General features: G+C 46.5%; 21 protein-coding genes and 1 pseudogene. 17 read left to right on the forward strand and 5 right to left on the reverse strand.

Going from position 1 to position 26,826, the window contains the following annotated elements:
* The 9 genes and pseudogenes from BMX82_RS06035 (at position 1) to BMX82_RS06075 (ending at position 11,585) form a co-directional block, all read left to right on the forward strand.
* Entirely contained in the window at positions 1-978 is a 978-nt protein-coding gene (locus BMX82_RS06035) for an acyltransferase family protein (protein ID WP_091766958.1), read from the forward strand.
* Between the two features lie 34 nt (positions 979-1,012).
* Positions 1,013-1,576: an LbetaH domain-containing protein gene (locus BMX82_RS06040; protein ID WP_036914092.1), complete on the forward strand. Its 564-nt coding sequence runs from the start codon at positions 1,013-1,015 to the stop codon at positions 1,574-1,576.
* The gene (locus BMX82_RS06045) at positions 1,569-2,519 is read left to right on the forward strand and encodes a glycosyltransferase family 2 protein (RefSeq protein ID WP_091766960.1); all 951 of its coding nucleotides are present in this window, start codon (positions 1,569-1,571) and stop codon (positions 2,517-2,519) included. Before BMX82_RS06040 ends, BMX82_RS06045 begins: the two co-directional genes overlap by 8 nt.
* 372 nt (positions 2,520-2,891) lie before the next feature.
* Positions 2,892-4,544: a CTP synthase gene (locus BMX82_RS06050; protein WP_051949869.1), complete on the forward strand. Its 1,653-nt coding sequence runs from the start codon at positions 2,892-2,894 to the stop codon at positions 4,542-4,544.
* On the forward strand, positions 4,525-6,306 hold the full coding sequence (locus BMX82_RS06055; RefSeq protein ID WP_091766962.1) for an amidophosphoribosyltransferase: 1,782 nt from the start codon (positions 4,525-4,527) through the stop codon (positions 6,304-6,306). The genes BMX82_RS06050 and BMX82_RS06055 overlap by 20 nt, the downstream gene beginning before the upstream one ends.
* Positions 6,307-6,314: 8 nt before the next feature.
* Positions 6,315-7,400: a glutamine-hydrolyzing carbamoyl-phosphate synthase small subunit gene (gene carA, locus BMX82_RS06060; RefSeq protein ID WP_036914086.1), complete on the forward strand. Its 1,086-nt coding sequence runs from the start codon at positions 6,315-6,317 to the stop codon at positions 7,398-7,400.
* Positions 7,400-9,091 (forward strand): annotated as a pseudogene (gene carB, locus BMX82_RS06065) (carbamoyl-phosphate synthase large subunit); the annotation flags it as partial. The gene carA and the pseudogene carB, both read left to right, overlap by 1 nt.
* Before the next feature lie 18 nt (positions 9,092-9,109).
* Positions 9,110-10,774 (forward strand): asparagine synthase B, encoded by a 1,665-nt coding sequence (asnB, locus tag BMX82_RS06070; protein WP_091766965.1) that lies wholly within the window; start codon positions 9,110-9,112, stop codon positions 10,772-10,774.
* Positions 10,775-10,940: 166 nt separating this feature from the next.
* Entirely contained in the window at positions 10,941-11,585 is a 645-nt protein-coding gene (locus BMX82_RS06075; protein ID WP_036914081.1) for a helix-turn-helix transcriptional regulator, read from the forward strand.
* A 29-nt stretch (positions 11,586-11,614) separates the two neighbouring features.
* On the opposite strand, the gene BMX82_RS06080 is transcribed toward BMX82_RS06075, so the two are convergent.
* The 5 genes from BMX82_RS06080 to BMX82_RS06100 are packed head-to-tail and all read right to left on the reverse strand — an operon-like array spanning position 11,615 to position 16,562.
* Positions 11,615-12,847 (reverse strand): PLP-dependent transferase, encoded by a 1,233-nt coding sequence (locus BMX82_RS06080; protein ID WP_091766967.1) that lies wholly within the window; start codon positions 12,845-12,847, stop codon positions 11,615-11,617.
* A gap of 1 nt (position 12,848) precedes the next feature.
* Complete coding sequence (locus BMX82_RS06085; protein ID WP_036914075.1) at positions 12,849-14,381, reverse strand: cysteine desulfurase; 1,533 nt, start codon at positions 14,379-14,381, stop codon at positions 12,849-12,851.
* Positions 14,381-15,820 carry a family 2B encapsulin nanocompartment shell protein gene (locus BMX82_RS06090; RefSeq protein ID WP_091766969.1) on the reverse strand — a complete coding sequence of 480 codons (1,440 nt, stop codon included), beginning with the start codon at positions 15,818-15,820 and terminating at the stop codon, positions 14,381-14,383. Before BMX82_RS06090 ends, BMX82_RS06085 begins: the two co-directional genes overlap by 1 nt.
* 27 nt (positions 15,821-15,847) lie before the next feature.
* Positions 15,848-16,072, reverse strand: a complete 225-nt coding sequence (locus tag BMX82_RS06095; RefSeq protein ID WP_036914069.1) for a sulfurtransferase TusA family protein — start codon at positions 16,070-16,072, stop codon at positions 15,848-15,850.
* A gap of 10 nt (positions 16,073-16,082) precedes the next feature.
* The gene (locus BMX82_RS06100; protein WP_036914068.1) at positions 16,083-16,562 is read right to left on the reverse strand and encodes a DsrE/DsrF/DrsH-like family protein; all 480 of its coding nucleotides are present in this window, start codon (positions 16,560-16,562) and stop codon (positions 16,083-16,085) included.
* A 174-nt stretch (positions 16,563-16,736) separates the two neighbouring features.
* Between BMX82_RS06100 and thiS the strand changes: the two genes are divergently transcribed.
* The 8 genes from thiS (at position 16,737) to BMX82_RS06140 (ending at position 26,815) form a co-directional block, all read left to right on the forward strand.
* Entirely contained in the window at positions 16,737-16,949 is a 213-nt protein-coding gene (gene thiS, locus BMX82_RS06105) for a sulfur carrier protein ThiS (protein ID WP_036914066.1), read from the forward strand.
* Complete coding sequence (locus BMX82_RS06110; RefSeq protein WP_091767291.1) at positions 16,949-17,755, forward strand: HesA/MoeB/ThiF family protein; 807 nt, start codon at positions 16,949-16,951, stop codon at positions 17,753-17,755. The genes thiS and BMX82_RS06110 overlap by 1 nt, the downstream gene beginning before the upstream one ends.
* 3 nt (positions 17,756-17,758) lie before the next feature.
* Positions 17,759-18,163 carry a M67 family metallopeptidase gene (locus BMX82_RS06115; RefSeq protein ID WP_051949868.1) on the forward strand — a complete coding sequence of 135 codons (405 nt, stop codon included), beginning with the start codon at positions 17,759-17,761 and terminating at the stop codon, positions 18,161-18,163.
* Positions 18,164-18,343: 180 nt separating this feature from the next.
* The gene (locus tag BMX82_RS06120; protein ID WP_051949867.1) at positions 18,344-19,735 is read left to right on the forward strand and encodes an ammonium transporter; all 1,392 of its coding nucleotides are present in this window, start codon (positions 18,344-18,346) and stop codon (positions 19,733-19,735) included.
* Positions 19,736-20,063: 328 nt separating this feature from the next.
* Complete coding sequence (locus tag BMX82_RS06125; RefSeq protein WP_051949866.1) at positions 20,064-20,993, forward strand: hypothetical protein; 930 nt, start codon at positions 20,064-20,066, stop codon at positions 20,991-20,993.
* 28 nt (positions 20,994-21,021) lie between these two features.
* Positions 21,022-24,108, forward strand: a complete 3,087-nt coding sequence (locus BMX82_RS06130; RefSeq protein ID WP_036914063.1) for a SusC/RagA family TonB-linked outer membrane protein — start codon at positions 21,022-21,024, stop codon at positions 24,106-24,108.
* Between the two features lie 13 nt (positions 24,109-24,121).
* The gene (locus BMX82_RS06135) at positions 24,122-25,693 is read left to right on the forward strand and encodes a RagB/SusD family nutrient uptake outer membrane protein (protein WP_091766972.1); all 1,572 of its coding nucleotides are present in this window, start codon (positions 24,122-24,124) and stop codon (positions 25,691-25,693) included.
* 42 nt (positions 25,694-25,735) lie between these two features.
* A complete protein-coding gene (locus BMX82_RS06140; RefSeq protein WP_036914058.1) occupies positions 25,736-26,815 on the forward strand; it encodes a uroporphyrinogen decarboxylase family protein in 1,080 nt (359 codons plus the stop codon).
* The last annotated feature ends 11 nt before the right edge of the window (positions 26,816-26,826 follow it).

A 26,826-nucleotide genomic window follows, 5' to 3' on the forward strand; every position in this document is an offset into this window, starting at 1 on the left:
ATGGTATTTGGAAAGGAAAATGTACTTGACAAGAAGGACAATACGAAAAGAATTCAAGAGATTGACATGGCTAAAGGATTATTAATCCTTCTTATGGTGGCTTTCCATCTTGGATTGTTTAATGCAAAGTATCCTCATGCGTGTCAAATAGTATATGCATTCCACATGTCTGGCTTTCTGTTGATTAGTGGTTACTTGTTTTCTGTGAATAGAGAGCCTAAAAAGTTTATAAAAAGTATATATGGTATTGTGGTGCCATATATTGCCTTTGAGATCGTATATCTGTTGGGATTAGGCATGTTTGGAAAATTCATTGGAGCCTCTAACACCTTTGATGGTGGAGTGCTAACTCTGTTGAGTAAGATCGCATTTTTGCCTTCTGGCACTTACTGGTATTTACATACAATGGCTATCTGTTTGACGATCTATTATATAGTTAATCGTTATGTAATGAAAGGATTGTCTGGCATTCTGATTTCATCTATCATCCTGTATACTTTGTCTGTTGGAATACCAGGTTTTAAATGGGGAGACATAATCTATTTTATAATAGGTATTCTATTTAGAAATGCGAATTTTGAAATAAATGAGAAATTAAAGTCGCCGATATCATTATTGTGTTTTGTTTTGATTATTATATTTGCCAATGACATTTCAAGATGTTCTATTCCAGGCATTGGACTAACTCTTACATTTCTAGGCTTTATTTTTGATTTGAAAGATAGAATACCGAAGTGTATATCCAATTATATATCGTATATAGGAAGGAATTCTCTTGCTATTGTACTTTTCTCTCCGTTGTTTACAGTTGTTGCAAAGGTATGCGCTCCGTTCTTTGCCTTTGATGGCACAAGAATTATTGGGACGATATGCTGTTTGTCGATGATAGTTACACTATGTCTGTTTTGTGCAATATTGTTTGACAGGTCATCGTTATCTCGTATTATTGTTGGAAAGAATATATACTCTAAACTATAAACCAAAGGACTAAATACATTTATTGAATTTGTATATGACTAAAACAAAAATCGATTTGTCAAAATATGAGAATCACTTGGGGCGGAAGCATCAGATGATTCGTCTTTTGTGGAATATCACTTGGGCATTGTGTGCAAGGTGGCTGCCTAGGAGTGTTGGTAAGGGCTGGAAAAATTTCCTTCTTCGTCTCTTTGGGGCAAAGATTGCAAAAACGGCTCATGTATATAGTTCTGCAAAGGTATATTATCCACCTTTCCTCACGATGGGAGAGTATGCTTGTCTTGCCGGTGATGTTGAATGCTATAATGTGGCTCCTGTCACAATCGGAGCTAACACTACGGTATCTCAAGGGACGTATCTCTGTACAGCCAGTCATGATGTCACAAATCCTTTAAATCCGCTCATAACGGCTCCTATCGTTATCGAGGACCAGGCATGGATATGTACTAAAGCGTATGTTGGCATGGGCGTTACGATTGGTCGAGGTGCCGTTGTTGGTGCTACGGCAAGCGTATATAAAGATGTGGAACCTTGGACAATTGTTGGCGGTAATCCTGCTAAGTTCATAAAAAAGAGGGAGATTATAGAAAATGCTTGATATTACAACCATAATCCTCACATATAATGAGGAACTTCATATAAAACGTTGTCTGGATATTATATGTCCTGTCGTCAAGGATGTTTTTGTGATAGACTGTTTCTCTGAGGATAGGACAGTGGAAATTGCCCAATCCTATGCTAATGTTCATGTTCTTCAGCATGAATGGCCTACAACAAAACATGCGGGACAACTTAATTGGGCATTGGAGAATGCTCCTATCACCACTAAATGGGTGATGAGATTGGATGCTGACGAGTATCCTATGAAGGATTTGGTAGAGGAAATGCAGCAAAAAATCCCTTCACTTGGTGATGAAATTACGGGAATTGTGCTAAAAAGAAGGCATATTTTCATGGGGAAATGGATGAAAGGAGGTATTTATCCTGTAAAGCTTCTTAGAATCTTCCGCTACAGAAAGGCGATGTGCGAGCGGAGGTTTATGGATGAACATATCCAGTTGCTTGAGGGAAAGAGTGTGGAGTTTGAACATGATTTCTGTGATCATTCACTGATAAATATCTCAGAATATTGCAAGAAACACATAAATTATGCATATGGTGAGGCTACTCAGGTGTTGAATGAGATGTATCATCTTACGGGAAGTGCGTCTGATAATATAACACATCTTGGGAAACAGGCGGAAAAAAAGCATAGGATAAAATGCAAATATAACAGGCTGCCACTCTTTTGGCGCTCGTTTGCATACTTCGTTTACCGTTACTTCCTACGAGGCGGATTCCTTGACGGAAAGGAAGGATTCATTTTTGCTTTCATTCAAGGTTGGTGGTATCGCACGCTCGTAGATGTGAAGGTTCTTGAGGTAATGAAGTGGATGAAAGCCAATCATTTGGATGCTAATTCTCCAGAAGGCAGACAAGCACTGAAGCAATATATCAAGGATCATTGGGGAATCGTCTTGTCGTCAAGAGGCTCCGTCTGAATATCGTAATTTTGTGATTAATATCATTTCTATTTTAACTAACTGTATATCAGTTTGTTTAGTAAGGTGGTCTCAAAGGTTTTGAGGTCACCTGTTTTACTTTTTCCCCAATGTTTAAAAGGAACTGATGAGGAGGCCTTTCGAGGTAGCCTTCGCCTTTTTATGTGTATAGGTCTAAAGTGCTGTTTGTGTGTAGGCCGTGTTTCGGATTGAAAGGTTTTCAAATGAAAATGGTTGCGAATTGAAAGGTTTTTGGTTTTAAAAACTTACAATCTGAAAGTTGGCCGCATTTTTAACACTCAAAATATAAATGTTCACGCGCGTATTATTCCGAAATGCTGTACCTTTGCAGTCCATAGAAACGATTGTTTTATGGAGACAAAGTACATTTTTATCACCGGAGGTGTAGCCTCTTCATTGGGAAAAGGCATTATCTCAGCCTCGCTGGGAAAACTCTTGCAAGCAAGAGGCTACAGGATTACCATCCAAAAATTCGACCCCTATATCAATATCGACCCAGGCACGCTGAATCCCTACGAGCACGGTGAGTGCTACGTGACGGCCGATGGTATGGAAACAGATCTCGACTTAGGACACTACGAGCGATTCACTGGTATCGAGACCACGCGCGACAACAGCGTAACAACAGGGCGTATCTATCTGAGCGTCATCGAGCGCGAGCGCCGAGGCGACTACTTGGGAAAGACCATTCAGGTGGTGCCTCATATCACCGACGAGATTAAGCGCCGTATACTGATGAACGCCACCAAGCAAGATCTCGACTTCGTCATTACCGAAATAGGCGGTACCATCGGCGACATCGAGAGTCAGCCCTTCCTCGAGGCTATTCGCCAGCTGCGCTGGGAGCTGGGTCCCCAGAGGGCGCTGAACGTCCATCTTACCTACGTGCCCTATCTGGCTGCCGCTGGCGAGCTGAAGACAAAACCTACCCAGACCAGCGTGAAGCAGCTGCAAGGACTGGGCATACAGCCCGAAGTGCTCGTACTGCGCACAGAACACAACCTGAACGACGATATAAAAAGCAAGGTGGCCCACTTCTGTAACGTCGACTCAAAAGCCGTTATTCAGAGTCAGGATCTGCCGTCAATCTATGAAGTACCTGTAAACATGCAGCGACAGGGCCTCGATGCTATCATCCTCAAGAAGATGGGCCTCGAGCCGGGAAAGACACCCGAACTGGGACCTTGGCGCTCGTTCCTCGAGAGAAGGAAAAAAGCTACTAAGGAAATGAAGATTGCCCTTGTGGGCAAGTATGACCTGCAAGACGCCTACAAGAGCATTATCGAGAGTCTTGCACACGCTGGAACCTACAACGATCGCAAGGTGAAGGCCGTGTTTGTGAACAGTGAGGAAATTACCCGTGAGAACATTGCAGAGCGACTGAGCGGCATGGCGGGAGTTGTCATCTGCCCAGGCTTTGGCACGCGAGGTATTGAAGGCAAGATCATTGCCGCCGAATATACCCGCACGCATGACATTCCTACATTCGGTATCTGTCTAGGCATGCAGATGATGGTCATCGAGTTCGCACGTAACGTGCTGGGTTATAAGGATGCCAACAGTGCCGAGATGAACCCCAAGACGCCCCACAACGTGATTGACATGATGGAGGAGCAGAAGAACATCACCCAGATGGGCGGCACGATGCGACTAGGCGCTTATGAGTGTGAGCTCGTGACGGGCAGTCGCACATGGGAGGCTTATGGCGAAGAGACGCTCATCAAGGAACGCCATCGTCACCGCTATGAGTTTAATAATAAGTATCAGGAGGAGTTTGAGAACAAGGGCATGAAATGTGTGGGCATCAATCCCGCATCCGACTTGGTGGAGATTGTGGAGATTCCCGATATGAATTGGTATATCGGTACTCAGTTCCACCCAGAATACTCGTCAACGGTGCTTAATCCGCACCCCCTGTTTATGTCGTTTGTGAAGGCTGCAATTGAGCAAGAGCAGTCTCGAATGAAATTCAAAGCATGTATCGATGGAGCAACTGAAGCATGAATGTGGCGTGGCCATGATTCGCCTGCTCAAGCCGCTGAGCTATTATGAGCAGAAGTATGGCACGTGGCGATACGGGCTGAACAAGCTCTACCTGATGATGGAGAAACAGCACAACCGAGGCCAGGAAGGCGCTGGTGTCGGTTGTGTAAACCTCAACGCTCCTGCCGGCGAGGAATATATGTTCCGCGAGAAGGCGGAAGGCAAGGATGCCATTACCGAGATATTCAAACGGATATCCCATCCGTTAGCCGATGGCAGTTCGCCGCAAACCGGAGAGCAACCGGCGTTTGCAGGTCAACTCTATATGGGGCATCTGCGCTACTCCACAACGGGTAAGAGCGGATTGCAATATGTGCATCCATTCCTGCGTAGAAATAACTGGCGAGCAAAAAACCTCTGTCTGTGTGGTAATTTCAATATGACCAACATTGACGAGGTTTTTTCTTTTCTGACAGCTCAGGGACAGTCGCCCCGCATATATGGCGACTCGTACATCACGCTGGAACTGATGGGCCATCGCCTGGATCGTGAGGTGGAGCGCCTGTTTCAGGAAGCTCAGGAGCAAGGTTTACAGGGCACAGATATCACCGACTATATAGACAACCATGTGGAGATGGGCAACGTGCTGAAGACCACGATGAAGCATTTCGATGGCGGCTACGTGATGTGTGGACTCACAGGCAGCGGCGAGATGTTTGCAGTGCGCGATCCTTGGGGCATACGTCCTGCGTTCTGGTATCAGGACGACGAAGTGGTGGTGCTGGCATCAGAGCGCCCCGTCATTCAGACCACCTTCGACCTTCAGGCCGAGGATATCAAAGAGCTGAAGCCAGGGCAGTCGCTCATCGTGCGTAAGAGTGGCGAGATAGTCCAGCAGCAGATCATGCCTGCCAGGCAGTTGAGCGCCTGCAGCTTTGAGCGCATCTACTTCAGTCGCGGTTCCGATCGTGACATCTACTTGGAACGTAAGCGTTTGGGTGAGCAACTTACGCCTGCCATCATGCAGGCCATCGACAGCGATGTGGCACATACAGTGTTCTCATATATCCCCAACACCGCCGAAGTGGCCTTCCACGGCATGACCGACGGCGTGAGAAGGCTGAATCAGGAAGTGCGCATCGAGAAGGTGGTGTGGAAAGACATCAAACTGCGCACTTTCATCACAGAAGGCAATGAGCGTAACGACCTTGCTGCCCATGTTTACGACATCACTTATGGCTCGCTAGTACCCTATGAGGACAATCTGGTCATCATCGATGACTCGATAGTGCGTGGCACAACGCTGCGAGAGAGCATCTTCAAGATCCTCGACCGTCTGCATCCCAAGAAAATCGTCATGGTGTCGAGCTCGCCGCAGATACGTTATCCAGACTACTATGGCATTGATATGTCGCGTTTGGAAGAACTCTGTGCTTTCCGTGCCGCCATTGCGCTGATAAAAGACCGGGGCTTGGAACAAGTGATAGCCGAGACGTATAGGGCCTGTAAGACTGAGCCCACGACAAAGAACCATGTGCGGGCCATCTATGCCCCGTTTACCGTTGAAGAGATTAACCGCAAGATTGTTGAAATGCTGCGCCCCGATGGCATGCAAGCTCCTATCGAGCTGGTTTATCAGAGCATCGAGGGGCTGCACGAGGCTTGTCCGAACCATCCTGGCGACTGGTATTTCACGGGTCATTATCCCACCAATGGTGGTATCCGCCTCTGTAACGGGGCTTTTGTGAATTATGTTGAGAATGTATTGAATTTACAATTGTAATAGTATATATGAGAGAAGCAAAACTGATACTTGACGATGGCAGTCAATTCTGCGGCTGGTCGTTTGGCTATGAAGCCGGAACGACTGGCGAGGTGGTGTTTAATACAGCCATGACGGGCTATCCTGAGAGTTTGACAGATCCCAGCTATGCTGGACAGATACTGGTGACGACCTATCCGCTGATAGGCAACTACGGCGTACCTGATACGGGTATGGAAGAAAACGGTCTTCCACTTTTTATGGAGAGCGACCGCATTCATGCCAAAGCGCTGGTGGTGGCTGACTATAGCAAGACTTATTCACACTGGAATGCAAAGGAGTCGCTTGATGCCTGGCTGAAACGCGAAGGTGTGCCTGCCATCACTGGCATTGATACCCGAAGACTTACTAAGTTGCTGAGAGAGCATGGTGTAATGATGGGAAAGATTGTGTTGGAAGACTCAGAGAGTGTGCTGCCATCAGAGGACTATGGTTCCGTGAACTGGGTTGAGAAGGTAAGCTGCACGGAAGTGATTACCTATCAGCCAGAAGGTGAAAGGAAACATCGCGTGGTGCTGGTAGATTGCGGCGTGAAGGCAAATATCATACGCTGTCTTATCAAGCGCGGCATCGAGGTGGTGCGTGTGCCTTGGGACTATGATTTCAATAAATTGGATTTCGATGGCCTTTTCCTGGCTAACGGCCCTGGCGATCCTGAGCGTTGCGAGAAGACGGTGGCCAATATCCGTACCTTCCTGAACAGCAAAGAGGTGCGGCCGTGTATGGGTATTTGTCTTGGCAACCAACTTCTGGCAAAAGCAGCTGGCGCGAAGACCTACAAACTGAAATACGGTCACCGTTCACATAACCAGCCTGTGCAAAAGGTTGGTACTACACAGTGCTTCATAACCTCGCAGAACCATGGCTATGCAGTTGATGATTCCACACTGCCCGGAGATTGGAAGCCTTTGTTCGTGAATATGAACGACGGTTCTAACGAAGGCATCTGCCACAAGTCAAATCCATGGATGTCTGCGCAGTTCCATCCTGAAGCCTGCTCGGGGCCTGTAGATACAGAGTTTTTGTTTGATGAATTTGTAAAAATGCTAGGATGATGGAGAAAAAAGAAATAAAGAAGGTTTTGCTGCTTGGTAGCGGCGCTTTGAAGATAGGTCAGGCGGGTGAGTTTGACTACAGTGGTGCTCAGGCACTGAAGGCTCTGAAGGAAGAAGGCATACACTCAGTGCTCATCAACCCTAACATTGCCACCGTACAGACTTCTGAAGGCGTGGCCGACACGGTTTACTTCCAGCCCGTGAAGCCCGATTTCGTGGAGCGTGTCATAGAAAAGGAACGGCCTGATGGCATTTTACTCTCGTTTGGTGGACAGACGGCACTCAATTGCGGCGTAGAACTCTATCAGCGTGGCGTGCTGGAGAAGTATGGTGTAGAGGTGCTGGGTACTCCCGTACAAGCCATCATCGACACCGAAGACCGTGACTTGTTTGTGAAGCGCCTTGATGAGATTGGCGTGAAAACCATAAAGAGTGAGGCTTGCAACACCGTTGAGGAAGTGCAGCGGGCGGCTCATGAGTTAGGATTCCCCGTTATTCTCCGTGCGGCTTATGCTCTTGGCGGTCTTGGCTCTGGTTTCTGCGATAATGAAGAAGAACTCCTGTCCCAGGCTGAAGAAGCTTTCTCTTTTTCACCGCAGGTCTTGGTTGAAAAGTCGTTGAAAGGTTGGAAGGAGATTGAATACGAGGTGGTGCGCGACCAATACGATAACTGTATCACCGTCTGCAACATGGAGAACTTCGATCCGCTGGGCATCCATACTGGTGAGAGTATCGTGGTGGCTCCCTCGCAGACTCTTTCGAACGCAGAGTATCATAAACTTCGTGCCCTCGCCATCAAGATTATCCGCCACATCGGCATTGTTGGCGAGTGTAATGTGCAATATGCACTTGACCCGCAATCGGAGGATTATCGCGTGATTGAGGTCAATGCCCGTCTCTCCCGTTCATCTGCACTGGCTTCGAAGGCTACGGGCTATCCATTGGCATTCGTAGCTGCAAAACTGGGACTCGGTTATGGACTCTTTGAACTGAAAAACTCGGTTACGAAGACCACAAGTGCTTTCTTTGAGCCCGCCCTCGACTATGTGGTAGTGAAAATTCCACGCTGGGACCTTACTAAGTTCCATGGTGTGAAGCGCCAGCTGGGCTCGTCGATGAAGAGCGTGGGCGAGGTGATGGCTGTTGGCCGTACTTTTGAAGAGGCACTGCAAAAAGGCTTGCGTATGATTGGGCAGGGTATGCATGGCTTCATAGAGAATCACGAAATAAAAATCGCAGATATCGACAAGTCGCTCCACGAACCTACGGATATGCGTATCTTCGTGGTCTCAAAGGCTTTACAGATAGGATATACCGTTGAGCAGATTCATCAGCTCACAAAGATTGACCGTTGGTTCCTGCAAAAGCTACAGCATCTTGTTGACATCGATCAGCAGCTGAAGCAATTTGCCCAGTTCTCCGAGATGGCTGAGTTCATGGAGAATACAGAGTTGCTGGAGTATCTTGAGACACCAGAGTTCGTGAACCTGCTGCGTGAGGCCAAGGTTTATGGATTCTCTGATTTCCAGATAGCGCGTGCGTTAGGCTTCGAGTCACGTATGAGTATGGAGGATGCGGGATTGACGGTGCGCGCATGGCGCAAGAATCTGGGTGTCGTACCTACCGTCAGTCAGATAGATACGCTGGCCGCTGAGTATCCAGCCCAGACTAATTACCTTTATTTGTCGTACCTTTAAAATAGAAAGATTATGTGTGGAATCGTAGCTATATTAGATGTAAAAGAGCAAACACATGAGTTGCGTGAAAAGGCACTGAAGATGAGTCAGAAAATCCGCCATCGTGGTCCTGACTGGAGTGGAATATATTGTGGCGGCAGTGCTGTCCTCGCTCACGAGCGACTGAGCATTGTTGATCCCGAGAGTGGTGGACAGCCTTTGTTCTCGCCTGATAAGAAGCAAGTGCTGGCTGTGAATGGTGAGATTTATAATCATCAGGAGATCCGCCGCCGCTTTGCTGGTCAGTATGAGTTTCAGACGGGTTCTGACTGTGAAGTGATTCTTGCACTTTATCGTGAGAAGGGAGTGAACTTCCTTGAAGATCTGAGCGGAATTTTTGCTTTTGTGCTTTACGACGAGGAGCGTAATGAGTTCCTCATTGCTCGCGACCCTATTGGTGTGATTCCTCTTTATATCGGCTACGATGCTGATGGTACGGTTTATGTTGCTTCAGAGTTGAAGGCCCTCGAAGGTCAGTGTGAGCGCTATGAACCTTTCCTGCCAGGACATTTCTATTGGAGCAAGGAGCCTGGCATGAAACGTTACTATCAGCGCGATTGGTTTGAATATGATGCTGTTAAGGATAGTCCTGCCTCTGTGGCTGCCATCCACGACGCGCTCGAAGACGCGGTAAAGCGCCAGTTGATGTCCGATGTTCCTTACGGCGTACTGCTCTCGGGCGGACTCGATTCTTCTGTCATCTCTGCCATTGCCGAGAAATACTCGGAGATGCGTATTGAGGACGACTCGAAGACAAAAGCCTATTGGCCCCGACTGCACTCGTTTGCCGTGGGTTTGAAAGGAGCTCCGGACTTGGCTAAGGCTAAGTTGGTGGCTGACTATATCGGTACCGTTCACCACGAAATAAACTATACTATCCAAGAGGGGCTTGATGCTATCCGCGATGTAATTTATTATATAGAGACCTACGATGTCACCACCGTGCGCGCCTCTACACCGATGTATTTGCTGGCTCGTGTCATCAAATCAATGGGTATCAAGATGGTGCTCTCTGGCGAGGGCGCAGATGAAATCTTCGGCGGCTATCTCTACTTCCACAAAGCACCAGATGCCAAGGCTTTCCATGAAGAGACCGTACGTAAATTAGGCAAGCTCTATATGTACGACTGTCTGCGTGCCAATAAGAGTCTTAGCGCTTGGGGCGTTGAAGGTCGCGTGCCTTTCCTTGATAAGGAATTCCTAGATGTGGCTATGCGTACTAACCCAGAAGCTAAAATGTGTCCTGGCAACACGATGGAGAAGAAAATCGTTCGTGAAGCCTTTGCTGATATGCTACCTGAGGAAGTGGCTTGGCGCCAGAAGGAGCAGTTCAGCGATGGTGTAGGCTATTCGTGGATAGACACGCTTAAGGCCATAACGACAGCGGCTGTTTCCGATGAACAGATGGCGCATGCTGCAGAGCGTTTCCCCATCAACCCGCCAAAGAACAAGGAGGAGTATTACTATCGTAGCATCTTTGCCGAACACTTCCCCAGCGATTCTGCTGCCCGCAGTGTGCCCAGTGAGGCTTCGGTAGCATGCTCAACGGCTATTGCCCTCGAGTGGGATGCCGCCTTCAAAGGCATGAATGATCCCAGTGGTAGGGCCGTTAAAGGCGTGCATGAGCAGGCCTACTAGAATATTATTCTTTGATACACCTTACTAAATCGGGAAATCAGAAAAATCATAAGGCAAATCCTTTTTTGTTGCTAATTTTTTCTGATTTCCTTCTTTATTTTGGCGCATTGTTCTGAAATTCGTATCTTTGCACCCACAAAATGGTTATGGTTCAATTATAACGGAAATGAGACAATATATATTGGCAGATAATCAGGACTTGACGCGTTTCGCACTGGAAAGTCTGATCAGGCAGGATGAAGATAACGTGTTGCACAGGGCTGTCGACAAGGCTGGATTGGTGCAGCTGTTGAAAGAGCACGAGAATGCTGTTGTGTTGCTCGACTACACGTTGTTCGACTTTGCCGATGTAGAACAGCTGCTGATTGTGGGTGAGCGTTTTGCACTGTCGCAGTGGATACTTATCAGTGATGAGTTAACACCAGCTTTCATACGTCGTGTGGTCTATTCATCCCATCAGTTCAGTATCGTGTTTAAGGACGGTCCGCTAAGAGATGTGCGCGAGGCGTTGCAAGCCGTCGTGCAGCATAACAGGTTCATCAGTCAGCGAGCGCTTGAGGTCATCATCAACCATCAGCAGGAAGAGGATGAACGCCCTAGTGTGCTGACCTCGACGGAGATAGAGATTGTGAAAGCCATCGCACAGGGTAAGTCAACGAAGGAAATTGCCAACGAGCGCTTCTCGAGTATTCATACCATCACCACTCACCGTAAGAACATTTTCCGTAAGCTAGGTGTCAACACAGCCCATGAAGTTATTAAGTATGCTTTAAGAGCAGGACTTGTCGACTCTTCAGAATTCTATATTTAAACAAAGATAAGAGTGAAAATGCTTCACTCTTATCTTAAACTCTGCTTAATATCCTCTAACAAGTCTTCTCCGTTTTCAAGACCGATACTCAGACGAACGGTGGTGTCAGGTACAGACATCTCTGCACATTGTTCGGCAGAGAACAGTCCAAAAATTGTTGAGGCGGGATGGATGGCTAGTGATTTACGATCAAAGAGGTTTGTAGCACGACGGATAATCTGTAGCTTATCGATAAATGCAAAGGCTGCTTCTTTCGAAGCGAGGTCGATGGTGAAAACAGCACCTGGCAGCGGGCCGAATTGTTGACGTGACAGTTCATAGAAAGAATTATCCTCCAAGCCTGTGTAGTTCACTCGTTTAATTTCTGGCAACTCTTGACACTGACGGGCAAGCCACAACGTTGTATCTGACTGACGACGGAAACGAATGTCAAGTGTATCAAGGCCGAGTGTCTCCATATAAGCCACTTGTGGCGTCATCAGTGCTCCGAGGTTTGTTACAAGTTCCGTTTTTACACGAGCCGTAAAGGCCATCTTCTTGCCAACACGCTTGGTACGCGCTTGTAGGGTAGGAGATGGTGACAGGCTCCAGTCAAACTGCCCGTAATCAATGAGAAGACCACCAAGTCCTGTGCCGCCACCAGAAATATACTTTGTGCTCGACACCACCTCGATATCCACTCCGAAGTCAACAGCATGGAAGACAGAGAAAGGCACGATTGTCGTATCGGCAATTAGCGGTACTCCCGCTTTGTGAGCAATATTAGATAGTTTACGGATATCAGCCACGAACAACTGTGGATTAGTGATAATCTCAAAGAATAAAGCACAAGTGTTCTCATCAATCAGTGTTTCCACCTCTTCTGGCTTTGTAAAATCGGCAAAACGTGCTTCAACCCCAAAACCACCTAATGTGTCGCGAATCAGTGAGGCACTATTGCCAAACAAGTGCTTCGATGCTACGATGTTCAGTCCTGCTGCACTCACTGCCGTCAATGCATAGTGAATAGCTGCCATTCCAGTGTTAAGCGCCGTCACGCTTGTACCGCCTGTTAACTGTCGCACACGTTCTTCCAGATAGGTGGTTGTGGGGTTGGCAATGCGTGCATACGACGGTGCCATGGAGCGACCGCAAAATGCGTCGCCCATGGCCTTGGCTGACTCAAACTCAAACGCCGCCGTATAGTAGACAGGCATTGATAATGCTCCATATGCATCAGGCTTCTGATACTTGGTAGTAAGAATCTTTGTTTCGTATTGCATGTCAAATCTTTCCTATAATCTTTCGTACTGCCACAACAAGTTTGTCAACGTCTTCGCGGGTATTATATAGTGCGAAGGTTGGACGGACACTCATCTCGTAGCCGAGGGCACGAAGGGCTGGCTGAGCGCAGTGGTGGCCTGCTCGAACGGCGATACCCTCCTTGTCAAGTAATGTGCCGACTTCTGGTACGGGCATGCCGTCAAGCACGAAGCTAACTACTGATACGCGATTTTTCGGATTACCGATGAGCGTTAGACCTGATATTTGTCCGAGTTGCTCACGAGCATACTGCGTCAGCTGATGTTCATGATGCTCAATATTACGCATGCCGATATGACTCACGTAGTCGAGTGCAGCACCGAGTCCGATGGCATCAGCAACGTTAGGGGTACCAGCTTCAAAACGTGCGGGCGGTACATTGTATTCTGTGCGCTCAATGGTGACATCCTTGATCATATTGCCACCACCCTGCCAGGGTTGCATCTTATCTAACAAATCCTTACGTCCATATACCACACCGATACCATTGGGCCCATAGATTTTATGACCGCTGAACACGAAAAAGTCTGCGCCCAGTTGTTGCACATCCACGGGGGTGTGAGCAATTGACTGTGCACCATCAATCAATACAGGGATTTGATGTGAATGGGCTATCTCGATGATGCGTTTAACATCATTGATGGTACCAAATGTGTTGTTCACGTGTCCCACGGAGACGAACCGCGTGCGGGGAGAAATGAGGCGCTCAAGTTCTGATAGGATCAAGTCGCCATTTTGATCAATTGGGATGGCTCGTAATGTGGCTCCGCGCTCTTGACAGACGCGCTGCCAGGGCACGATGTTCGCATGGTGGTCCAACTCAGAGACAATCACCTCGTCACCAGGAGTAAGGAACTGTCGTCCGTAGGTCTGTGCAACTAGGTTGATTCCCTCAGTAGTGCCGCGAACGAAGATGATTTCCTCGCTTGTGGCGGCATTGATAAAATGCTGTACTTTCTCACGTGCTTCCTCATAGGCGTCCGTAGCCCGAGCAGCCAGCGTGTGTGCGCCTCTGTGTATGTTAGAGTTGTATGTACGATAGTAGTCTGAGATTTTATCAATCACCTGATTCGGCTTCTGCGTTGTTGCACCGTTGTCTAACCATACGAGGTCATGCCCGTTTACCTTCTGTTGAAGTACCGGGAAGTCACGCTTAATCTGCTCAGAGTTCAGTATGTCAGCCTCCTCGTAATGCAGGTCTCTCAGTTTCTGTGTCTCTGGGATGCCAATGCCGAAACCATCCTCGTGAGGAATGGCCTTTGTCTCAGCATCTGTATCGCCGATGTAAGGCAATTCCCCATAGCCGCTACTACCCGCCAATAGTTGCTTGAACCCTGCTTCGAGTTCCGTCAGATTGAGACTTTCGTCAGGCAACACGGCCTGACGCTCAGCCTGCAATTCCTCGGGGCAGTATTTCTGCGCAAGTTCTTTTAGCAGAGCTAGTGAGCCACCATCCTGTGCAGGAAAACTATTGATTTCTGATATGTTTAGCATTATTTCTCTACTTTATTCCTATGCTGATAATCATGATAATATCCCACTTCGACATTCTCAAGTACGGCGATAGCATCATCGGTGAGTGATGCCAGTGAGAAGTACTTTGTGAGCAGGTAAGAGGCTACACCGAACTTATCAAGGCCCATCAAGCGTGCACTTAAAGATGGGGCAATCTCGCCAGGGATACCACTTTGGTGCAGGCCGATAACGCCTTGGTTCTTCTCGCCGACACGTACAAGGATGATTTTTGTGGTGCCTACGCCGCGGCCTGTTAGATACTGACCTTCTACTTCAACCTTGTCACTCGGAATCAGGGGTATGCCGCGCCACAGGATGACTCTTGTACCGAAGAGGTCTGTTGTTACAGGAGGCACACCACGCCACGTACATTCGCGCTCAAAGGCGGCGATAGCTCTCGGATGGGCGATAAAGAATGCAGGTTCTTTCCATACCAGACTAAGTAATTCATCCAGATCGTCGGGAGTAGGTGAACCATAACGTGTGGTTATGCGATAGGCAGGGTTAGCTGCAGCCAGCAAGCCGAATTGTTTATTATTAATCAGTTCCCACTCCTGACGTTCCTTGATGCTTTCAATCGACAGGCGCAACTGCTCCTCTAATTGGTTGTAGGGATTGTTGTAGAGGTCGCTGACACGGGTATGGATACGTACCACCGTTTGTAGTGTGTTTAATGAATACTCTGTAGGATTTTCCTCGTAATCAATGTAGGTCTCTGGGATGATGTTGTCCTCCTCATGCCCACTTACCAGGTCGATATGTTTCTCGCCATTGTCGTTTACAGATGCTTTCAGACGTAGCTGCTTGTCAACGGCTTTTGTAAAGGTCTCGCGGAAATCAGGAACCTCTTTGATAAACTTAACGAGCTCTTTCAGTTTCAATCCAAGAAATACTGTAGGTGTAATTGCTCGTACGCTCACTGTTGATTCCTGCTCGTCTAACAAGTCGGCCTCGCCAAAGTATTCACCGTCACCTAACAAAGCAATCCGTAAGTCCTCACCATGAGGACCTTTACTAATAACCTCTGCTTGACCATTGGCTACAATAAAGAAACGTTGCTTGTCTTTGCCCTCTTCAACAAAGAGTTTGTCAACATCAACCTCCTGAGCCTCGAAAGCACTCACTAGACGGTTCAATATCTCTTCATCAAACTCAGAGAACAAGGGGATGGCTTTCAGGTTCTTTGCCGTGAATGAAGGCACACCGTTCACGTATTGGATAGGAAGACGATCGTTCTTGCGGAGTTCTACCTTTGTACGGTTCACGCGGAATGTGCCACCTGATACTTGAACCCATGGTAATAACTTCAGGAGTAATCTAGGTGTGATACTGCCCATCTGTGGGGCTGTCTTGGTGGTTGTTGCCAGTCTTCTGGCGGTTGCAGTGGTAACACTGCGCTGAAGATTTGATTCTGCCATAATTTTTTTCTAGTTTAAATGAATGATTTATTTCTTTATAATTACCTTATGTGTGGTTCCTTCTACATGCTCCACAGAGAGTACATTATAGCCTTGTTCTCTTGCGTTTCGGGGCACGTTGTCAAGAGGCTCACCTTCAGTGAGTAGCACTTCTAGAAAATCGCCCGATTGAAGTTTCGAAAGCTCGATCTTTGTTTTGACGAAAGTCATCGGGCAGTGTTCCTTCGTAATATCTAATACCTTTGTTGCCATATCCTTGTCTTTAAATAAATAAAGTTTGACCACCTTCGGAGAGGTTGAGGAACGAGGCGACACCGAGTACCTCTTTCACCTCAGGGATAAAATCTTCTTTTTTGAGCCCGAGCACATGCATTGCCATTTCACAGGCGTAGAGGTTGATGCCGAGTATTTTGGCGGCCTCAACGAGTTCTTCAAGTGTTGCCACATTGTTCTTACGCATGAGGTAACGGAATATCTTCGGGCCTGCACCGAAAAAATTGAAACGACTTGTGGGGGTGGCATGAAGACCGCCCATCATGAACCCGAATAGTTTAGTGAGCCAATTGCCGCCAGTGAAACTTCTGCCGTGTTTCTGTTTGATAGCGTCAAGACCCCAAAAGGTGAAAAAGATATTCACCTCGTAGCCTACAGCTGCTGCGCCTGTACCTAATGTAAATACTGCCGTCAGTTTGTCAAAGTCGCCACTGAAAGCGATAATTGATAATTTCTTGTTTTCTGCCATATTTCTTACGTTTGAGTCTGGGTGCAAAGGTACGTCGGTTTTGGCGTTCCCGCAATCGCCTTTTTGTGGCATTTTACATACCTATCATGTGGTATGCGATTTACCATCCATATGGGATTGTGACATCAGAGAAAACAACGTACCTTTGCACTTGGATTCAAACTCAAAAATGTTATGGCAAAGATTTATGTAAATGGAGATGCGCAGGAAGTGAATCTGCCACTCAATGTAAGTGAACTGATTAAACAGAACGATGTACAGCAACCGGATATGGTCAGTGTACAGGTAAACGAGGAGTTTGCTGAACGTGAAGATTGGAATGGCCTTCAGTTGAAAGAAGGCGATAAGGTGGATTTTCTGTATTTTATGGGGGGAGGAACATTATGATAGATTTTACAGAGGAACAGATACAGCGTTATTCTCGACATATTCTGTTGCAGGATGTAGGCGTAGAAGGGCAGGAAAAAATAATGAATGCGCGCGTGCTCGTAGTGGGTGCCGGCGGATTGGGTGCTCCTGTGTCGCTCTATCTTGCTGCTGCGGGCATCGGGACCATTGGTATTGTGGATGCTGATGTGGTTGACCTTTCTAACCTACAGCGCCAGGTGATTCATTTTACGAAAGACGTAGGTGTTCAGAAAGTAAAGAGCGCTGAGGAGAAAATCAAAGCCATTAACCCCGACGTGAAGGTGGAAACCTATTACAAGTTTCTCGACTCATCAAATGCACTCGACATTATCAAGGAGTATAACTTTATTGTTGATGGTACCGACAACTTTCCAGTGAAGTTTCTTATCAACGATGCGTGTGTGATGGCAGGAAAGCCCTTCTCGCATGGTGGCATCTTACGTTTCAACGGACAGACATTCACCCATCTGCCTGGCACGGCTTGTTACAGATGTATGTTCAAGGAACCGCCTCCTGTGGGAGCTGTCCCTACTTGCTCACAAGCAGGTGTGCTAGGCGCAATAGCGGGTATGCTCGGTACTATTCAGGCTGCAGAAACACTAAAGTACTTTACGGGGATTGGCGAGTTGTTGACGAACCGCCTGCTTACTTTCGATGCTAAGACTATGCTGTTCCGTACCGTTCCTGTTAAACATCGTGACTCGTGTTCCGTTTGTGGTTCTAATCCCACGATTAATCAGTTGATAGATTATGAACAGGCCGCTTGTGACCTTAAAAAGCATTAAATAATGACTATTCCACAAGAAATCATTGATAAATTGATCAGCCAAGCCCAGCAGGACGCACCCCATGAAACGTGTGGCTATCTGCTGGGCATTAGCGGCCCAAATGGTGATGTGGTGACGGAGAATTACTGGATGGAGAACATCGATCACTCGTCTGATCATTTCTCTTTTGCACCGAAAGATCAGTTTGCTGCACTGAAGTATGCCCGTTCAAAAGGATTGAAAATACTCGCTAACTGGCACAGTCACCCCGTTTCTCCTTCGCGTCCCTCACAAGAGGACCTCCGCTTGGCCAACGACCCCACTATCCGCTACGCCATCCTCTCCCTTCATGAAGGCGTTCACCTCAACTCCTTTAAAATCTTGAATGGTGAAGTGGTGGATAAAGAAGAACATTTCTTTTTGTAACAATCTGTAATAAATTGATTAAAGATTTGGCAAAAGTATAAGTAAAACAACAATGGGAGATGTGGTGTTGTTACAATTTGATACTTGATAAGAGATTTAACAATCAAAAAGAAAGAGAGCTGTCGGTTTCTTTTCTTTTTTGTTAGTACCTTTGCGGTCAAATTGTAAAAAAGGAAAGTTATGAAGATTAAGAAACGTTGGATTATTTTGATGACGGCAATGACACTGATTTCAGTCGCAGGTGTGTTTGTGGGAGAGCCGACTTTTGAGTGTGACTGGTCAGTTATCTCGGCAGCTGATGTGGCGTGGCTCATTACGGCTACCATTTTCGTATTGATGATGACACCGGGACTTTCGTTCTTCTATGGTGGTATGGTGGGAGCGAAGAATGTAATCTCTACCATGTTGCAGTCTTTTATTGCCATGGGCCTTATTTCGGTGCTCTGGGTTGTTATCGGCTTCTCATTATGTTTTGGCGATGATATCGGCGGTGTGATTGGTAATCCGTTGACGTTTGTAATGTTCCAAGGTGTAGGTGCAGAGGTTTATACGACACCAGCAGGTAATATCTTGGGCGGAGCAACAATCCCATTGGCTTTATTTGCATTGTTCCAGATGAAGTTTGCCATCATCACACCATCGTTGATTACTGGCTCTTTTGCTGAGCGCGTCCGTTTCTCTGCCTACATGTTTTTCATGATGTTCTTTTTCTTCGTTATTTATTGTCCGTTGGCGCATATGACGTGGCATCCCGAGGGCTTGTTTATGAAATGGGGTGTTATTGACTTCGCAGGCGGTATTGTGGTGCATGCTTCATCGGGTGTGGCTGCTCTGGCAGGTGCTATTTTCCTTGGACGTCGTAAAGCTGAGACGCGTAAGAGTGAGCCTGCCAATATTCCCTTTGTATTGCTGGGTGCTGCTATGTTGTGGCTTGGTTGGTTCGGATTCAACGCTGGTTCGTCGCTCCATGCTGACGGACAGGCCATCAAAGCGTTTCTGAACACAAATACTGCCTCGGCTACGGCCATGATGACATGGATATTCTTCGATTGTCTTCGTGGGCGCAAGCCGTCGGCTATGGGTGCTGCTGTGGGTTGTGTAGTAGGTTTGGTGGCTATCACACCGTCTGCAGGTTACGTCACTGTGGGACAGAGTATCTTCATTGCTTTTATCATCACACTTATCTGTAATGTTGCCGTTTATTGGCGTTCGCGTAGTAGTATTGACGATGCACTCGATGTGTTCCCAACCCATGGCACAGGCGGTATCTTCGGTACTGTTCTTACAGGTATCTTCATTCAGGAGGGGCTCATTGCCGGTACGTGGGATGGCTTTATCATTTTCCTTTACCACTTGCTCGCTATTGTCATTGTCTTTACCTATACCTTCGCCATGAGCTGGTTGGGCTACAAGCTCATCGACCATCTCATTCCTATGCGTGTTTCAGCTTATAGTGAAAAGGTTGGTCTCGATTTTTCTCAGCATGATGAGCATTATGGCTTGGCACATATTGGTGAGCGTGAATTGGCTGAGTATGAAGAGCATATCAGGGAAAAGAATAGTAAGAGCTGAATTGATATACAAAATTTGATTTTCTGCATTGTCAAAGACACGGTATGATGCTTATTAAATGGCATCATACCGTGTCTTTTTATCAATATAAAGTTGAAATACCAAACATATGGTATGCGGAATGCCACATGCTAGGGATTGTGGGAGAGTGGAATTCGCCGTACCTTTGCACCCAGAAATAATTCAATAATTAATTAGAGTTTAAAAGTAATGAAAACAATGAATCAGATGCGAATGCGTGAGTGTTGTTGCTGTAAGATGATGGCAATGACAGAGAAGGGGAGTGTATATATAATAATAGGTAATAAACAAGCAAAGAATAAAGAGTATGAAAAAGTTAGTTTCAATTATAGCAGTAGCATTCATTCTGGGGTTAACCAACATTTGGGCTGAGGGTAATGAAGTAAAAACTAGTAGTGTTCGTTACATCAAGAGCCCACGCTTTGTACGACCACTCGTTGAAAAATGGATAGAGGAATACGCCAAGACTGAGCCGGGTGTTGTGTTCCAGATTGTTAGAGGCTCTGCTAATCAGGATAATATCGATCTGAACGTCGTTTCAGATTACCAAAACAATAGTACCGACTTTAGCCATGTCATTTACTTCGGAGAGACAGCCGTGCTGCCTATCACTGCACGTAGCTCTGAAGCAGCACGTCTGCTCGAAGGAAAACATCTTAACTCGAAAAAGCTTAAACAGCTCTTTTTCCTAAGCGATGATCTTGATGAGGATGTAAAGAAAATCAAGGCCTTTGAGAACATTATAGTCTATAGCGGTAGCAATGCTTCGTCGGTAGCTTCGTCGTTTGCACATCATTTTGGAGAGGAGAGCAGCAGTTTTCGTGGCAGACGTATCTCTGGTGATGATCTGTTTCTAAACACGGCTTTGTCGAAAGACCCGTTGGGCGTTTCGTTTAATGCTCTGTCAAACATTTTTGATTTAAATAACCGCCACCTGAAGAATGATATCTCGTTAATCAGTCTCGATGTAAAGAAAGAACTTGCCGACAGTTTCAGCGATGAGGGCTCGCTTGATGACGTACTCAACATTCTTGAGAGTGGTAAAATATCAGAGATTGTCATTGAAAAAGTTGGTGTCAGCTATAATCAGGCTGATGACGCCGTTAATCAGTTTTTGCAGTGGGTCCTTGACAGTGGTATCAAGTATAATCATGAATATGGTCTGCTGAACCTCGATCGCAAAGAGACTAGTACGCAGTTAGACAAAGTAAAGACCATTCTAACCGCACAGAAGTAAATAGCTTTTTAATTTAGGAATTATACTTATGGTAAAAAGATTGTTAGTTGCAGCATTTGTTGCAATCAGCCCCTTGTTGGCAATTGCTCAAAATATTGTCACGGGTCATGTCGCCGATGGCCGTACAGGCGAGTCGCTGATAGGAGCATCGGTGATTGTGAAAAGTGATAAGGGTAAGGGCGTCGTTACAGATGTCGATGGTAATTTTTCGCTTCAGACAAAAGTAGAAACCCCTCTCACCCTGCGTGTTGAATATGTTGGCTATCGTGCTCTTGACGTAGACGTCTATGATTTCGAGGAGCCTGTTGAGATAACATTGGTTGATAATGCAAGTAGATTGAACGAAGTGGTCGTCGTTGGTTATGGTGCCCAGAAACGCCTTGAGTTGACGAGCAGTATCTCATCAGTAGGCGATGACCTGCTTCGTCAGTCGAACACCTCAGTAGAAGGTGCTCTGCAGGGAGCAGTGGCTGGTCTGAATGTCACCACTACCAGCGGCCAGCCTGGTGCGGCCAGCATCATCCGCATTCGTGGAGGTAACAGTATCACTGGTGGTAATGAGCCTCTCTATGTTATTGATGGACTCATTGTTTATAACGACGCCTCGTCTAACCGTACTGGTGCCAAAGGCAGTGACGCCACACTCGACCCTTTGGCTTTCCTCAATCCCAGCGATATCGAGAGCATCGAAGTCCTCAAGGATGTATCGGCCACAGCCATCTACGGTACCCGTGGTGCCAATGGTGTGATTATCATCACAACAAAGAAAGGTTCTCATGGTCGTAATAATATCAGTTATAATGCCACCTTCGGCTGGAGCCAAATAAGAAAAAAACTGAAATTCCTTGATGCATGGCAGTGGGCTGATATCTGGAATGAACTCTATCAGAATGGCGAGATTGGTTATGGCCTTGATACGCCCACTCAGACTTACGATTGGCAGGATGAAGCCTTGCGTACAGGATTCCAGCAGGAGCATCAGGTTTCAGCAGTTGGTGGTGATGAGTTATCTCGCTATAGCATCAGTGGAAGCTATAAAAGTCAGGATGGTATCGTAAAGGGTACAGGACTCACCCGTTATGCTGGTCGCGTCAACTATGAACGCAACATTTTTAAGAATGTTCTAATCGGCGTGAACGCCAATGCTGCCTATAACAAGGTGACGGGTGTGGAGAATACTAACAGCATGTTTGCTCCAAATACGTGGTTTGCCGTTATTTCACATACACCTTATACATCTATATATAATGCAGATGGGTCATTTAACTACGATCCCACTCCTACCAGTGTTGATATCTACAATGGCAAGGTGGGTAACCCTATTAGTGACCTGTTGAACACCAAGTCAGAGACAGAGAATACCCGTGTCATCGGTAGTGGCTTTATAGAGTGGAGTGTCATCCCTCAGCTTAAGCTCAAGGCCAGTCTGGGTGCCGACCTGTCTAACACCCGACAGAATTATTATGCACCCTCATATACCACAGGTGGTATCGCCAATAGTGGTTATGCTTCTGTTGGACAGACCAAAACCAATACATGGCAAACAGAATATACCGCTACTTATAGTAATGTGTTCAGTCGCGTACACTCACTCACTGTTCTGGCTGGATACACCGCTCAGCAAACCGATCGTAGCAGTTTCGCTACTACAGCCTACGGCTTCAGTAACGATGCAACAGGCTATGATAATCTAGGTGCTGCAGCTACCACTCTGCCCTCAAAGAGCAGCCATTATATCTCGACACTTCAGTCATGGATTAGTCGTGTAAACTATAGCTATGATTCGCGCTACAATGCCTCACTTACTTTCCGCGCCGATGGTAGTAGTCGTTTTGCAAAGAACCATCGCTGGGGCTTGTTCCCTTCACTAGGCGTTTCGTGGAATATTGACCGTGAGAAATGGTTGCATCTCAGCAAGAAGGTCGATTTTATCCAGTTGCGAGCCTCTATTGGTACTGTTGGTAATCAGGAGATTGGTGATTATCAGTTTGCAGCCAATGTGGTGCCACGTACTGTTGTCATCGATGGTCAGAAAGCCACCAGTTACATTATTGAAAACAAGTCGAATCCCGATTTGAAGTGGGAGACAACTAGTTCATATAATATTGGGCTCAGCACAGGATTCTTTAAGAATCGGCTTACTGCCACTCTCGATGTCTACTATAAGAAGACTAGCGACCTGCTACTCGATGTGCCTGTAGAACAGGTTACGGGATTCTCCACAGTTTTACGCAATATCGGTAGTGTGGCCAATAAAGGTATAGAATTTGAAATCGGTGGTGTGCTGGTTGATAAAAAGGATTTGAAGTGGAATGTGAATGCCAATATCGCTCATAACAAGAATGAGGTAACTGATCTTGGTAATTCAGATTATTTTGTTCCCAGTTTTAATACTGCAACCCTTTCATATATCGACCCGCTGATTGTGAAAGTAGGTGAACCTCTCGGCACCTTCTATGGTTATCGTTTCAAAGGCATTATTCAGGCCGATGAAAACCTGACCAAGTTGCCTAGCCAAACAATATCTGTTGTTGAACCTGGTAACCCTAAGTTCGAAGATATCAATGAAGATGGTGTTGTTAACGAGCAAGATCGTGTTGTTTTGGGCAACATCCAGCCTAAGTTTACTTATGGCTTCAATACCAAGGTGACGTATAAGAACTTCGACTTTTTCTTGAGTTTGAGCGGCAGTTATGGAAACAAACTTTTTAATGCACTTGCTTGTCGTCTGGATCGTGGTAATGGTTACTACTATAATCCATTGGCCGAGGTTGCCAATCGTTGGACCCCTACTAATCCCAGCAACACCATTCAGAAGGCTGCCACTGCTACCTCAATCTACGCTGACGACCGCTTCGTTGAGGATGCCTCTTATCTGAAGTTCCGTAACATCCAGTTGGGTTATACACTGCCCTTAAAACAGATTACTCCTGATACAAAGGTCCGTCTTTATGTATCGCTGCAGAACTTCTTCACCATTACGGGTTATAATGGCTATGATCCTGAGTCAAACCGCAATGGTATCGACGAGACTAGTGCTCTCTATCAGGGTGTTGACTATGGTGCTTATCCTACCGCCAAGACTATCCTTGTTGGAATTAACTTAAACTTTTAATCAGACAAGTAATATGAGAAAGATTCAATATATATTAGGTCTTGTTACTATCATTCTGCTGAGCAGTTGCGCAGACCTAGACCAAACATCCATTAGCTCAATAGACAAGGATAATTTCTATCAGAGTAAAAATGATATAGAGACAGCGATTAATGGTATCTATCAGGAATTTACGGTTAACGGCATGTATGGCGTCTGGAATAATCAGACCATTTATCTAAACGATTTGCAGACAGACTATGTACGTGCAGGAGCCCAGACAAATTCTGCCCATATCCGTGAGGTTGCCAATTTCGCTGTTCAGCCCACCAATCTTTTTGTAGTGAACGCATGGGAGGCGCACTATACTGCCATCAATCGTGCCAACGTTGTGATTGATAAGGCCACAGCAGCTTCCTGGCTTGATGAGCAGTCGAAGCAGAACTACATCAACGAAGCCCGTTTCCTCAGAGCTTATTCTTACTTTAACCTCGTGCGATACTTCGGTGGTGTACCCATAGTGCTTCATGATGGTGAGGGGGAAGGGGTTCCACGTAATACTGTAGACGAGGTATACGAACAGATTGTTGCTGACTTTGCGGCTGCTGAGCAGTTGCCCGCCAACTATTCCACACGCGACAGCAAGGCTTCTTCACTAGCTGCATCGGCATTGCTCTCTAAAGTCTATCTCGTATGGGCACAGACCAGTAGTGAACAAGGCAAAGCCAACAAGAATAAATACCTTCAACTGGCATCAGATTATGCCCAGAAGGTTATCGACTCAGGTAAGTTCCATCTACTCAACAAGTTCATCGACAATTGGTCGGTTGATAAGAAGAACGGTCCGGAGCATATCTTCACCTTCGAGCACGACCGCACTGTTAATGGCAATACCACAGGTCATTGTACCTTTGCCACCAACTGGAGTGATACCGAACCTGTGTTGATAGCCACCAGCGATCGTTATTATCTGGAAATGGACCCTAAGGATCAACGTCGAAACGGCTCGTGGGCCAAGACTATCATCAACCCTAACACTGGCACCGATTTCGTATTCACCATCCCTCGCTTCCGTAAATATATCGATTCACTCAATTTCGCCAATCCAGCTTCATCAGGTAATGCTGCAGGTCAGTCAACAAACTCGGTAGTGATTCGATACGGAGAAGTGTTGCTCATCAAAGCCGAGGCCGAAAACGAACTCAATGGTCCTACTGCCGCAGCCTACGATGCTATTAACCAGATACGACGTCGTGCCTATTGGAGTCCGTATCTCAACATCCAGAATACACCTTCGGATGGCTCTCCGCTTGAGCTCTCAGGCCTTACTCAGGAGCAGTTCCGACAGGCTGTACGCGATGAGCGCTGGAAGGAGTTTATCCTTGAGGGACAGCGTTGGTTCGACCTCGTTCGCTGGCATATCCTCGTAAAGCATGTCAAGGCTAATGCTCCTGCTTCAGAGCCTCTCAAGATACAGAACGTATCAAAACGTAACTATCTGCTGCCTCTGCCTCAGGATCAGCTGATTCTCAATCCCAACCTGACGCAGAACTGGGGGTATAGCGGTGAAAGTGGTGACGGCCCATACGATAGCATTTTCGAATAAGAAAATGAATGAAATATAGAATATTAAACAAAAAAAGAAATTATGAAAACAATTAGTAAGAAAACTTTCCGCAGCCTGCTGCTCACAGTGGTGGCAGCAACCACATTCAGTGCAAATGTTTCAGCACAGAGTTATGATAACTACAACAAGCGTGAATTGCTGTTGCAGGTACTTGATCAGAGTCGCCCCAACGACTATGTTCCCGTGTTCTTCAATGTCCATTTCCCCGACAAGTTCGGCTATGGTGCTGTGAAATCGCACATAGACTGGTTCCGTGCTACTCATGTTGATTTTGTAAACGTCAAATATGAATTCGTACCTCAGCAGGTGGAAATCAATAGTCCTGCCGATTGGAAGAAGATCCTACAGGTAAAGCCCGAGCAGTGGGTAGAGCAAATCCAGGTGGTACGTGAACTGGCTCGTGAGTTGAAGAGCGAGGCTTTCATCATCCCCACCGTTTATTCCCCTCTGGCTCTCCTGAATCAGGCTGCTGGTACTTGGGCAGCCAGCGATCCTAAGGCAGCCAAGCAGAAACTGTTTGAAATCATCAAGAAGGATCCTGAGGCTGTGAAGCCTGCCCTTGAGGCTCTTACCAAGAGTTTGGTATATTATATCCGTGAGGCTCGCAAGGCTGGTGCAGATGGATTCTATCTCTCAAGTCAGGGTGGTGACATCGACTCTTTTGGTGGTAAGCTCTTCCGTGAGCTCATCAAGCCTTACGACAAACAGGTGTCTGATGCTGCCAACGAGGTTGCTCCATTCAATATTCTCCATGTTTGCGAGGGCGGTGGTCATTTTACAGCGGACTCATTTAACGATTATGTCGATTATCCTGGCAGTATTGTCAATGTGCCTTATCATGAGTTCAAGGGCAAGGCACTGAGTACTAAACAAGTAGCCAAGCTTTTCAATCGCCCTGTTCTTGGCGGTCTGCCACGTCAGAGCAAAATATATACAGGAACTCTTGAAGAGGCTAAGGCTGAAGTAGATGAGATACTGCGTAATGCACCAGCTAATTTCGTTCTTGGTGCCGACGATTCTGTGCCCAATGACTCAGACCCAGAGAAGCTCCGTGCCTTAGTAGACTATGTTCATTCATGGCGCCAGACTCACAAGTTGTAATGAATAAAAAA

Source organism: Prevotella sp. khp7 (assembly GCF_900109055.1).
Taxonomy (GTDB): Bacteria; Bacteroidota; Bacteroidia; order Bacteroidales; family Bacteroidaceae; genus Prevotella.